Annotated in this window: 10 protein-coding genes and 1 tRNA gene; 6 read left to right on the forward strand and 5 right to left on the reverse strand. The window is 65.4% G+C overall.

Translation table 11 applies throughout. From position 1 onward, the window contains the following. Positions 1-5 precede the first annotated feature (5 nt). The 5 genes from odhB to VNM24_14345 are packed head-to-tail and all read left to right on the forward strand — an operon-like array spanning position 6 to position 6,771. Positions 6-1,247 (forward strand): 2-oxoglutarate dehydrogenase complex dihydrolipoyllysine-residue succinyltransferase, encoded by a 1,242-nt coding sequence (odhB, locus tag VNM24_14325; GenBank protein ID HWQ39760.1) that lies wholly within the window; start codon positions 6-8, stop codon positions 1,245-1,247. Between the two features lie 20 nt (positions 1,248-1,267). Continuing rightward, a complete protein-coding gene (lpdA, locus tag VNM24_14330; protein HWQ39761.1) occupies positions 1,268-2,695 on the forward strand; it encodes a dihydrolipoyl dehydrogenase in 1,428 nt (475 codons plus the stop codon). 5 nt (positions 2,696-2,700) lie between these two features. Beyond that, complete coding sequence (gene zapE / locus VNM24_14335) at positions 2,701-3,816, forward strand: cell division protein ZapE (protein ID HWQ39762.1); 1,116 nt, start codon at positions 2,701-2,703, stop codon at positions 3,814-3,816. Between the two features lie 35 nt (positions 3,817-3,851). Further along, positions 3,852-4,844, forward strand: a complete 993-nt coding sequence (locus VNM24_14340; protein HWQ39763.1) for an oxidoreductase — start codon at positions 3,852-3,854, stop codon at positions 4,842-4,844. Positions 4,845-4,869: 25 nt separating this feature from the next. Further along, positions 4,870-6,771: a propionate--CoA ligase gene (locus tag VNM24_14345; protein ID HWQ39764.1), complete on the forward strand. Its 1,902-nt coding sequence runs from the start codon at positions 4,870-4,872 to the stop codon at positions 6,769-6,771. Positions 6,772-6,831: 60 nt separating this feature from the next. Here the strand turns inward: VNM24_14345 and VNM24_14350 are convergent, their stop codons facing one another. The 4 genes from VNM24_14350 to VNM24_14365 all read right to left on the reverse strand — a co-directional run bounded on the left by VNM24_14350 (position 6,832) and on the right by VNM24_14365 (position 9,124). After that, positions 6,832-7,344: a cupin domain-containing protein gene (locus VNM24_14350; protein HWQ39765.1), complete on the reverse strand. Its 513-nt coding sequence runs from the start codon at positions 7,342-7,344 to the stop codon at positions 6,832-6,834. Between the two features lie 168 nt (positions 7,345-7,512). Then, positions 7,513-7,926, reverse strand: coding sequence for a hypothetical protein (locus VNM24_14355; GenBank protein ID HWQ39766.1), 414 nt, complete (start codon positions 7,924-7,926; stop codon positions 7,513-7,515). Between the two features lie 479 nt (positions 7,927-8,405). Further along, the gene (locus VNM24_14360) at positions 8,406-8,801 is read right to left on the reverse strand and encodes a hypothetical protein (protein ID HWQ39767.1); all 396 of its coding nucleotides are present in this window, start codon (positions 8,799-8,801) and stop codon (positions 8,406-8,408) included. A 230-nt stretch (positions 8,802-9,031) separates the two neighbouring features. Continuing rightward, positions 9,032-9,124: transfer RNA gene (locus tag VNM24_14365), tRNA-Ser, on the reverse strand. A 628-nt stretch (positions 9,125-9,752) separates the two neighbouring features. Between VNM24_14365 and VNM24_14370 the strand changes: the two genes are divergently transcribed. After that, positions 9,753-10,202, forward strand: coding sequence for a hypothetical protein (locus VNM24_14370; protein ID HWQ39768.1), 450 nt, complete (start codon positions 9,753-9,755; stop codon positions 10,200-10,202). Here the strand turns inward: VNM24_14370 and acs are convergent. After that, on the reverse strand, positions 10,199-12,163 hold the full coding sequence (gene acs, locus VNM24_14375; GenBank protein HWQ39769.1) for an acetate--CoA ligase: 1,965 nt from the start codon (positions 12,161-12,163) through the stop codon (positions 10,199-10,201). The two genes, VNM24_14370 and acs, sit on opposite strands and share 4 nt — an antisense overlap. Positions 12,164-12,332: the final 169 nt, after the last annotated feature.

Below are 12,332 nucleotides of genomic sequence, written 5' to 3' on the forward strand. Positions count from 1 at the left end.
GAACGATCATGCTGATTGAAGTCAAGGTCCCCCAGCTCTCGGAGTCCGTTTCCGAAGCCACGTTGCTCACCTGGCACAAGAAGCCGGGCGAGTACGTCAGGCGGGACGAAAACCTGATCGATATCGAAACCGACAAGGTCGTGCTCGAAATGCCGGCCCCGGAGTCCGGAGTGCTGGTAAAGATCCTGAAGGGCGACGGCGAGACGGTCGTAGCCAACGAGGTGATCGCGCAGATCGACACGGAAGCCAAGCCGACGGCGGCCGCCGAGCCGGCCCGCAAGACCGTCCAGGCAGTCAGGGCCGAGCCCGTGACCGCCGCCGCGCCGGCTGCATCCGCGGCGGAAGTCCTCGCCATGCCGGCCGCGCGCAAGCTCGCGGCCGACGCCAAGGTCGATCTGACCCAGATCACCGGCAGCGGTCGCGGCGGGCGCGTGACCAAACCGGATGTCATGGCGGCGGTGGAGGCGAAAACCGCCGTGCAACCCGCCGCCAAAGCGCCGTTGCCGCCGGTTGCTCCGCCGGTGGACGTGGGTCAGATTCTCGGAGATCGGCCGGAGCGGCGCGCGCCGATGTCGCGTCTGCGCAAACGCGTGGCCGAGCGGCTCGTGCAGTCGCAAGCAACCGCGGCGATCCTGACCACGTTCAACGAAGTGAACATGCAGCCGGTGATCGAGCTGCGCAACCGGCACAGGGAGAAGTTCGAGAAGGAGCACGGCATCAAGCTCGGCTTCATGTCCTTCTTCGTCAAGGCGGCAGTGGCGGCGCTGAAGAAGTTCCCGATAGTGAATGCCTCCGTGGATGGCGACGACATCGTCTATCACGGCTACTTCGACATCGGCATCGCGGTGGGCAGCCCGCGCGGCCTCGTAGTGCCGATCGTGCGCAACGCGGATCAACTGTCCTTCGCCGAGATCGAGAAGCAGATTGCCGACTTCGGCAAGCGTGCCCAGGACGGCAAGCTCGCCATCGAGGAGCTGACCGGCGGGACGTTCTCGATCTCCAACGGCGGGGTGTACGGCTCGATGCTCTCGACCCCGATCATCAATCCGCCACAGTCGGCGATCCTCGGCGTGCATCTGACCAAGGAGCGGCCCGTGGTGGAGAACGGCCAGATCGTGATCCGTCCGATGAACTACCTGGCACTCTCGTACGACCACCGGATCATCGACGGGCGCGAAGCCGTGCTGTTCCTGGTGGCGATCAAGGAAGCGCTGGAAGATCCCTCGCGGATGCTGCTCGAGCTCTGAGGTCGATTCCCGGATGAACGATGGCGAAGGCATTTGACGTCGCGGTGATCGGGGCAGGGCCCGGCGGGTACGTGGCCGCGATCCGCGCTGCGCAACTCGGCCTGAATGTCGTCTGCATCGACGATTTCAGGAATGCCAGGGGCACGCCCAGCCTGGGTGGAACCTGTCTGAACGTAGGCTGCATTCCGTCGAAGGCACTGCTGGAGTCCTCGGAGAACTACGAGCGCGCGCTGCGCAAGTTCGGCGAGCACGGCATTCGCATCAAGGAGGTCTCGCTCGACGTGACGGCGATGCTGGCGCGCAAGGACAGGATAGTCGACCAGTTCACGGGCGGGATTGCCTTGCTGTTCAGGAAGAACAAGGTGACCTCGCTGCACGGGCACGGACGCTTCGTCTCGGCGGGCGCCGCGTACCAGATCGAGGTGCGCAACGGCGATGGCGCGCAGATCGTCGAAGCCCGGCATGTGATCGTGGCTACCGGTTCCAGCGCGCGGCAGCTGCCGATGGCCCCAGTGGACAACGACCGCATCTGCGACAATGTGGGCGCGCTCTCGTTTCCGGAGGTACCGGCCAGGCTGGGCGTCATCGGCGCCGGCGTCATCGGCCTGGAGATGGGCAGCGTGTGGAAACGCCTGGGCTCGCAGGTCACCCTGCTCGAAGCATTGCCCGAGTTTCTGCCCTCGGCGGACCAGGCCGTGGCGAAGGAGGCCTGGCGGATCTTCACCAAGACCGTCGGTCTGGACATCCGCCTGAATTGCAGGATCGACGGCGTCAAGCGCGGCAAGAAGTCCGTCACGCTCGAGTACAGCGACGGCCAGTCCGCGCACAAACTCGAGTTCGACCGCCTGATCGTGTCCATCGGCCGGGCACCGAACTCGGCCGATCTCGGGGCCGAGACGATAGGCCTGAAGATCGACGCCCGCGGTTTCATCGAAGTGGACGAGCGCAACCGGACCAACCTGCCCAACGTCTACGCGATCGGCGACGTGGTGCGTGGCCCGATGCTCGCGCACAAATCCTCCGAGGAGGGCGTGGCGGTGGCGGAGACGATCGCCGGCCAGCACGGGCACGTCAACCTGGAAACCGTGCCATGGGTGATTTACACCGCCCCGGAGATCGCCTGGGTCGGCCGCACCGAGCAGCAACTGAAGGCCGAAGGCGTCGCATACCGCAGCGGGCAGTTTCCGTTCTCGGTCAGTGGTCGGGCGAGGGCGCTCGGCGAGACCGCCGGTTTCGTCAAGATGCTGGCGCACGCGCGCACCGATCGCATCCTCGGCGTGCACATACTGGGCCCTTATGCCTCGGAGCTCATCGCCGAGGCGGTGGTGGCGATGGAGTTTGCCGCCACTAGCGAGGACATCGCGCGCATCGTCCATGCCCATCCTTCGCTGTCGGAGGCGGTGCACGAAGCCGCGCTCGGCGTCGACAAGCGCTATCTGAACCTCTGAGCTCGATGCCCGACGCTCCGGCCGCCAGCGCCCCACCGGCCGCAGGCTTTCGCGCCCATGCGCTGCGCTGCGCCGAGCGCCACGGCTACCGTCTCGACGCGGCCCAACTGACAGCCTGCGGCGAACTGGACCGGCTCTATGCCGAGCTGAGGGGACTGGAGCACAACGGCCGCTCGCTGCTGCGCGTGTTCCAGCGCAGCGAGCCGGTGCGCGGGGTCTACCTGTGGGGTGGAGTGGGGCGGGGCAAGAGTTTCCTGATGGACTGCTTCCACGATAGCTTGCCGATGCTGCGCAAGCGCCGGCTGCATTTCCACCGTTTCATGCAGTCGGTCCATCGCCGGCTGCGGGAGCTTCAGGGCGAGGCCGACCCCCTGCGCCAGATCGGCCGGGAGATGGCGCGCGAAGTGCGCCTGCTGTGCCTGGACGAGCTGCACGTGAGCGACATCGGCGACGCGATGATCATGCGCAACCTGCTGGCGGCGCTGTTCGAGCACGGGGTGGCGCTGGTCACCACCTCCAATCAGCGTCCCGACGAGCTGTACGAGCACGGCCTGCAGCGCGCACAGTTCCTTCCGGCCATCGAGCTGATCAAGCGGTGGATGGCCCTGGTCCATGTCGATGGCGCGACGGACTATCGTCTGGCGATGCTGGAGAGGGCAGGCGTGTTTCATGCACCGCTCGGCGCGGAAGCGGAAGCGGCGCTGGCCCGCACTTTCGAAGAGGTAACGGGGGGGCCAGGGGTCGAGGGAGCTTTCCTGGAGATCGCGGAACGCCGGATTTCGGCGCGGCGGCTGGGCGAGGGGGTGGCCTGGTTCGAGTTTGCGGCGCTGTGCGACGGGCCGCGGGCGCAGGCGGACTACATCGAACTGGCGCGGCGCTTCCACACGGTGCTGGTCTCCGGCGTGCCGGTGTTCGGCGCGGCCGATGGCGACCGGCGCCGCCGGTTTGCCTGGATGGTCGACGAGTTCTACGATCGCCGGGTGAAGCTCGTGCTGAGCGCGCAGGCGCAACCCGCCGCGTTGTTCGCGCGCGCCGGCAAGGCCGCCGAGGCGCAGCGGACGGTTTCGCGGCTGATCGAAATGCAGACGCGCCGCTACCTGAGCGAACCGCACCTGGCCTGAGCCAGGCGCTTTTCAGACAAGGAGGGAGAAGGGCGATGACTTCAGTCAAGGCGTACCGGATCTTCAGCGAAGACGGCAAGGTCACCAGCCGCTTCGTGGACATGAGGCTCGACGAGCTGGATCCTGGTGAGGTGGTGGTCAAAGTCGCCTATTCCAGCGTCAACTACAAGGACGCCTTGGCCGCGACCGGCGCCGGCAAGATCATCCGGCGTTTCCCTTGTGTCGGCGGCATCGACCTCTCGGGTACGGTGGTGGAGTCCAGCGATCCCCGATTCAGGCAAGGCGACCCGGTCATTGCCACCAGCTACGACCTCGGCGTCGCCCACGACGGGGGATATGCGCAGTATTGTCGCGTCCCCGCAGCCTGGGTGGTGCCGATGCCCCAGGGGCTGGATCTGTTCGAGGCGATGGCACTGGGGACCGCAGGGTTCACCGCCGGGCTGGCGGTGGAACGCATGGAGCACGAGGGCTTGAAGCCGGCCGCTGGACCGGTCATCGTGACCGGCGCCACCGGCGGCGTGGGCAGCGTGGCGGTCGATATCCTCGCGGGCCGCGGCTACCAGGTGGTCGCCCTCACCGGAAAGGAGGGCGAGACCGCTTACCTGAAGAAACTCGGCGCGCAGGAAGTCATGCTGCGCGCGAACCTCGACCTCGCCAAGATCAAGCCGCTGGACAAGGCGACGTGGGCCGGCGCGGTGGACAACCTGGGTGGAGACGTGCTCTCGTGGATCGCCAGCACCATGCAGATCGGCGGTACCCTGGCTGTCATCGGACTGGCCGCAAGCCACCAGTTCAACACCACCGTGATGCCGTTCATCCTGAGGGGCGTCAGCCTCTTGGGGATCGATTCCGTCAACGCGCCGATGGAGTTGCGGCAGAAAGTCTGGCGTCGCCTGGGAAGCGATCTCAAGCCGCGCTCGCTGAAGGAAATGGCGACCACGATCCGCTTCGAGGAACTGCCAGGCGTGTTCGACAAACTGCTCAAGGCGCAGGTGCGCGGACGCACGGTGGTCAGAATCGGCGCTTGAGGCGCATCGCGCCAAGGGGAGGGAGATGGGCGAAACATATCGGGCCTTCCATCGCCGCTCGATCGAGCAGCGCGAAGCGTTCTGGCGCGAGCAGGCGGCGCTCATCGACTGGCGCAAACCGTTCGACCGGGTGCTCGATTACAGTCGGCCGCCGTTTGCGCGCTGGTTCGTCGGCGGCGAGACCAACCTGTGCCACAACGCGGTCGATCGCCATCTGGCGGCGCGCGGCGATCAGAAGGCGCTGGTCTACCTCTCGACCGAGACGGGACAGCAGCGTGCCTACACGTACCACGAGCTGCATCGCGAGGTGAATCGCTTTGCCAGCGTGCTGCTCGGGCTCGGCGTGGCCAAAGGCGACCGCGTGCTCATCTACATGCCGATGATCCCCGAGGCCGTCTTCGCGATGCTCGCCTGCGCGCGCCTGGGAGCCATTCACTCGGTGGTCTTCGGCGGTTTCGCCGCGGCGAGTCTTGCGAGCCGGATCGACGATGCCCGGCCGGCGGTGATGGTGACCGCCGACGCCGGCATGCGTGCCGGCAAGGTGATCGCGTACAAGCCCCTGGTCGACGAAGCGATGCGCCTGTCGCAGTCGCCGCCGCGCCAGGTCGTGATCGTCAACCGGAATCTCGATCCCGGAATGCCGATCGTTGGCGGCCGCGACCTTGATTACGCGGCGCTGGTGCGTGCGCACGAGAACGCAGCCGTGCCGATCACCTGGCTGGAATCCACCGAGCCGAGTTACATCCTGTACACGTCGGGCACGACCGGCCGGCCCAAGGGCGTGCAGAGGGACACGGGCGGCCACGCCGTGGCGCTCGGCGCCTCGATGCAGTACATCTACTGCGGCCAACCCGGCGAGACGATGTTCACGACTTCCGATATCGGCTGGGTGGTTGGGCATTCCTATATCGTCTATGCGCCGCTGCTACGGGGCATGACGACGATCGTCTACGAAGGCGTGCCGATCCGTCCCGACCCGGGCATCTGGTGGAAGATCGTGCAGGACGAGAAAGTGCACGTCATGTTCTCCTCGCCCACCGCCATCCGCGTTCTCAAGAAGCAGGATCCCGCGTACCTGCGGAAGTACGATCTTTCGTCGCTCAAGCACCTGTTTCTCGCCGGCGAGCCGCTGGACGAACCCACGCACCGCTGGATCAGCGAGGCGCTCGGCAAACCGGTGATCGATCATTATTGGCAGACCGAGACCGGATGGCCGATCCTCACCGCGGTTCCGGGCGTGGAGAAGACGCCGATCAAGTACGGCAGCCCCTCTTTTCCCGCCTACGGATACGACCTGCGGTTGCTGCGCGAGGCCGACGCCGGCGAAGCCGGTGTTGACGAGAAGGCGGTAGTGACCATCGTGCCGCCGCTGCCTCCGGGCTGCATGTCCACGGTGTGGGGCGACGACGAGCGCTTCGTGAAGACCTATTTCAGCACCTTCTCCTCGCGGGTCGTGTACTCCACCTTCGACTGGGGCATCCGCGATCGCGACGGTTACTACTTCATCCTCGGACGCACCGACGACGTGATCAACGTCGCGGGGCACCGGCTTGGTACGCGCGAAATCGAGGAGGCCGTCCAGGCCCATCCGAACATCGCCGAGGTGGCCGTGATAGGTGTGGCGGATCAGTTGAAAGGGCAGTTGCCCGTCGCGTTCGCGGTGGTCAAGGATTCCGCCAGGATTGCCACGGCGCAACTCAGGGATCTGCACGAGAAGGAGATCATGGCGACCGTGGATGCACAGCTCGGCGCGATCGCCCGCCCGGGACGCGTGTATTTCGTCTCGATGCTGCCGAAGACGCGTTCGGGAAAGCTGTTGCGCCGGAGCATCCAGGCGCTCGCGGAAGGCCGCGATCCCGGCGACCTGACCACACTGGAAGATCCGGCCGCGCTGGAGCAGATCCGTCAGGTGGTGCAGGGTGACTAGCTGGGCAGGAAAAGAATGGGGCGGCCAGCGGCTGCCCCCTTCGCGGAATTTCCCTGTGGCTCAGTTGCGGGGGCGTGGATCGTCTGCGGGATCGATGTATTCGATCGGGTTGCCCACTGGCCCCATGCCCTGTTCCTGGATGATGACTTCCGTGCGCGCCCATGCGTAATGCGGTACGCCCGCGCGGGTGATGTAAAACGCACCCGGCCGGAACTCGTTCATCGTCGTCGGATCGAAGCGCGCGCCCACCCCAGACCAGTAGGTTCCTTCAAGGACCGTCACCACGCGCTCATCGGGGTGGCGGTGGGGCGGAAGCTTGTAGCCCGCAGGCATCCGGGCGCGAAAGATGTACGGGCCCGGCTGCCTCGGGTCGCCGTAGAGCATGAGGGTCATCATGCCCCCGGGAACGGACTTGTTCGGCGCCCACTGGATATCCTGCGCATCGGCGGTGGCGAAACTGTCCCGCATCACGACGCTCATGTCGTTTGCGTTTTCGCCGTGCGCCACCGGGAAGGCCGCAATCGCCAGGGACACTCCCAGCACGTTCAGGGATCGCTTGCACAACGTTCGCATCCGTAATCTCCTCAACGATTCCTGCGGCGGGTCGCTTGCGCGGAAGATGTTATCACGCTTGTTCGACCGGACTTCAGGCAAGGTCGCGCGTGCGCAGCGCGTTGGAGCGGACTCACGGGCGCAGGCCTTCGTCCGGCGGACGAGCGCGCCGCGGCTCAAGCCGAACCGTCAGAAGCGCTTGAAGAGCGAGAGCGAGAGGAAGGAGTCGACCACGGCGTCGCCGAGCTCGATGCGGGGTGCGTAGCCGAGCGCCAGCCCGGTCTTTTCCCCGACGAGAAGCTCCGGAAAGACGAACGGAACCACCAAAACTTCGTAGCCGGTCACCAAGCCTGCGGTCACGCGCAGGCTCAAAGGGCCGGCGAGCGGCCAGTCGCCGCCCGTGCCGCTGTAGGTGGACGTCTTTTCGAGCGAGTTGCGGAAGGTTCCCACCGTGACAAACAGCCGTCCGTTGGACTTGCGCCACTTGAAGCCGAAGCCGGCGTTGTTCTCGTTGTACCCCGCAGCACGATCGAAGTGGTGCGAAGTGACGTGCACCGCGAGCTCGCGCGGGCAGTACTCGTAAGGGTCGCTGCAGTCGAACATGGCGTTCTCGCTCGTCGCCCGTTGGGGTTCGCGCAGTGAGTCTGCAACCGCCATGCCATGCGCATTTCGCGCGCAGACCTTCCGCACCAAGAGGCCCCCGAACGCCCGGCCCCGCCGTCCTTGCGAAGTGGCTATGTAATTGGTGAGAAAAGCGGATCGCTGTTCACCGTGCAGTGAGCCGGCCCCGTCTGCTGAAAAGCGGATGGACGCCTGTCGGTGCAGCGCAAACAGTCGCAGGGCCCGTCGGCACCGCTGACTGACCGACGACAGGCCAGTCGAAGAACCGACGGCCGGCCAGACGCCTGAGACCGGGCTTGTGGTTGCAGGCTGCGAGTCGATGACCTCCGGCGGCCCCACACGAGGAGCCGGTGAAAGAGCGTGGAGGCGGAAAGCTGCGGCCAGACGATCGGCGCGCAAGGCGTTCCGAGGCACGCGGTGCGGGGAGGCGCCTGGACCCGCACTTCCGGGATCGGGCGAATCTAGCGCTGACGGTCGCCTTCGGTAACCGAAAGATTCGCTCGCGCGGTCCAGACCACCATGCGATAAAAGCTCTCGCGGCGTACTTCGGCAGGCATCTGGTCGCCGACTTGCAGGGTGAACATCACGCGCGCGAGGTCGCCTCGGGTCTCCAGGATGCGCACCGCGCTGATCACCTTGCCGAATTCCTCCTCGGGCAGATAGGTGCACTTCTGCTCGGCGAGCAGGCGCGCCTTCACGTCCTCGAGCGCCGCGCCTTGCACGCTCGCGGCCACCGCTTCGGCGTGCGCCTCCGGCGAAACGCAGAGCCAGGCACTCTGGACGAAGCGTTCTCCGGCCGCCAGTGCCGTGTCTGCCAGGGCATGTACGCCGATCCAAACGAGCAACAGTTTTCGCACGACGATCTCCCGAGAAGGTCCAGCGAACGCGCCTGCGCACGATCGCTTGCGGCGCGTTACTGTGGCGCGGGAAGGGGTGGTCGAGAAACAGACGGTGATCGATTGTGCCCGCGAGGGGTCGAAGCCGCCGGATACTCCCGCCGTTTCATCATTACGCTCGCGCCGACCAGCCGGCTATCACGAGCCACTTCCGCAGAAACGAGAACGCCCCGCGAGGGCATTTTCGTTTCTGGCGGAGAGGGCGGGATTCGAACCCGCGGTACGACTCGTCGCCGTACACACGCTTTCCAGGCGTGCACCTTCGACCGCTCGGTCACCTCTCCGAATGCATTTCAATTGTTTGGTACTGGTTAGAACGCTACGCTTTGGCTTCGACCTAACCTGAAGGTTAGTCTGCGCCGCAATAAGGCCGCTGGGGCGGCCGTATTGTCCAGGCGTGCACCTTCGACCGCTCGGTCACCTCTCCGAAAGTCATCGATCCCGATTCAATTGTACCCCGCCCACCCGGACCTTCCCGGCAGCAGGCTCCACGTTTTCATGGCTGTCGCAGTTCGCGCGGGACCCGACCTCCGACTGCGCGTATCGGCCGGAAAAGAAAGGCGCGCAGGCTAGCGGAAGGCCCGCGCGCTGTCAAAGCGCGCGAGCGTGCCGGGCAGGAAGGTGCGGTCACCTCGGATGGCTTTTCCAGCATGCGAGAGTTGTGATGTAGTTGCTCTGCGACAGGTGGTTCCCAGGAACGTTTGCGCAGCACGGCGCAGACAGACTAGGATTTGCACGCAGGGACTCGACGAGAAGTGCAGCTGATTTGCGGGTCTGCTTTAACACCAACAGATAACAGCAAGAACAGAAAGGCTTTGAGGAAGAGAAGCGGCGGCCCGGCGCCGGGCATCCGCGAGTACCGAGATCAGTCGGCGGCCCCGAGTTGGCCGCCGACTAAGGGAGGAGAGCAAGATGGTCACGTTGTTCGGTGACCGCGTTCCGCTGACGATGCTCTTTGCCATCGTCCGGAAGCGGCAGTCAGCAGTTCTGAAGTCGCGGCATCGCTTCGATGCGAGACCCTTCGTTTCGTCAGCCCCACATCCCGAAGGCGGTGCGATCGCGGCGGGTCCGATGGCGCGCAGCGAAGCGCGTCCGGCGCGCGTGGCCAGAAGCCACGAGGGCCCGAGCCTCATCGGGCTGCGCCATGTCTGGTACCGCGAAGCGGTGGAACACGATCCGCGATACGACGCCCACTACTTTGTACGTTCCGGCGAATGGGTCGAGCCCAAATGCGCCGATCCGCAGTGCGCACTGTGCAAGGACCGGCCCGAGCGCCATCCGGGCCCGCGCCGCGCTCGGGCGCTACCGGCATTGCTCAAAGCGCGTGAAGCGCTGGCCGAAAATGCGCGGGTGAGCGTTTAGCTCACCTGCTTCAACTGTTCGAGTATCGCCGGGTTTTCCAGGGTCGAGACGTCCTGCCTGATCTCTTCGCCCTTGGCGATCGCGCGCAGCAGCCGGCGCATGATCTTTCCGGATCGGGTCTTGGGCAGGTTGTCGCCGAAGCGGATGTCGTCCGGTTTCGCGATGGGCCCGATCTGCTGCCCGACCCACTCGCGCAGTTCCTTCGCGACTTCCCTGGCCGCTTCGCCTTGTGGGCGCGCGCCTTTCAGCACCACGAAAGCAACCACGGCCTCGCCCTTGATCTCGTGCGGCTTGCCCACAACCGCCGCTTCCGCGACCAAGGGGTTTGCGACCAGCGCCGACTCGATCTCCATCGTGCCCAGCCGGTGCCCGGAGACATTGAGCACGTCGTCGATGCGTCCCATGATCCAGAAATAGCCGTCGAGATCGCGGTTGGCACCATCGCCCGCCAGGTAATACTTGCCCTGGAACTCTTCCGGATAGTAGTTCTTCTTGAACCGTTCGGGATCACCCCAGATGGTGCGGATCATCGACGGCCAGGGTTTCTTGATCACGAGGATCCCGCCTTTGCCTTTTTCCACCGAGTGGCCGGTTTCGTCCACCACATCGGCCATGATGCCGGGCAGAGGCAGCGTGCAGGAGCCGGGCTTGAGGGGCGTGGCGCCCGGCAGCGGAGTGATCATGTGGCCGCCGGTCTCGGTCTGCCACCAGGTATCCACGATCGGGCAGCGGCTGTTACCCACCGTGGTGTAGTACCACATCCATGCTTCCGGATTGATCGGTTCGCCCACCGTGCCCAGCAGCCGCAGGCTGGACAGATCGCATTTCTTCGGCAGGTCGGCACCGAGCTTGATCAGAGAGCGGATCGCAGTGGGCGCGGTATAGAACACCGTCACGCGGTGGTTCTGAATGATTCTCCAGAAGCGCCCGGCATCGGGATAGGTAGGCACGCCTTCGAACACGATCTCGGTGGCGCCGACCGCCAGCGGCCCATAGGCGATATACGTGTGGCCGGTGACCCAGCCCACATCGGCGGTGCACCAGAAGATGTCGGTGGACTTGTAGTCGAAGGTCCAGCGCATGGTGAGCATGGCTTGGAGCAGGTAGCCTGCGCTCGAATGCTGCACGCCCTTGGGCTTGCCGGTGGAACCGGAGGTGTAGAGGATGAAGAGCGGATGCTCGGCGTTGACCGGCACCGGCTCGCACACTTCCGGCTGGTTGTGCACCAGCTCGTGCCACCACACATCGCGCGGCGCGTGGAAGCGGATCGGAGTGCCGGTCCGGCGGTAGATCACCACGTGCCGCACCGCGTCGCATCCACCCATGGCAAAGGCTTCGTCGACCGCGGCCTTGAGCGCGATCTCCTTGCCCCCGCGCATCTGCCCATCGGCGGTGATGACCGCCACCGCGCCGGCGTCGATGATGCGTTCCTGCAGACTCTTGGCGGAAAAGCCGCCGAAGACCACGGAGTGCGTGGCTCCGATCCGCGCGCACGCCAGCATGGCGACCACGGCTTCGATCGACATCGGCATGTAGACGACGACCCGGTCGCCGATGCGGATGCCGAGGCTGTTCAGGCCGTTGGCGAACTGGCAAACGCGGTGGTAGAGCTGCCTGTAGGTGATTCGGGTGACCGAGCCGTCGTCGGCTTCGAAGATGATCGCCGTCTTGTCCGGCTGGGTGTTGAGGTGGCGGTCCAGGCAGTTGTAGGAGACGTTCAGCTCGCCGTCGTGGAACCACTTGAAGAACGGCGGGTTGCTCTGGTCCAGGACCTTGGTGAAGGGCTTGTGCCAGAGCAGCTGCTCGCGGGCGTGGCGTGCCCAGAAGGCTTCATAGTCGCGCTCGGCTTCCGCGCACAGTGCCCGGTAGGCGCTCATGCCGGAGACGTTGGCGTTCTTGACAAATTCCGGGCTCGGTTCGAAGACGCGGTTCTCGTGTAGGACCGATTCGATGGTGCTCATTCAGATCTCCCCGACGCAGTGCTGTTGGCGCCTCGCGCCGCTCGGCTGTGCTCGTGAACGGCGCGGCCGGTCTGCTGCCCGATCTTTGACCGCAAGGACCGGTCGACCTGCGGTCCATTATAGCGGCGCTGCCCCGCGCCAAAGACCCCCCGCGGCCAGGCAAGTGCAC

It is taken from the genome of Burkholderiales bacterium, from assembly GCA_035560005.1.
Classification (GTDB): Bacteria; Pseudomonadota; Gammaproteobacteria; order Burkholderiales; family Eutrophovitaceae; genus DASRFY01.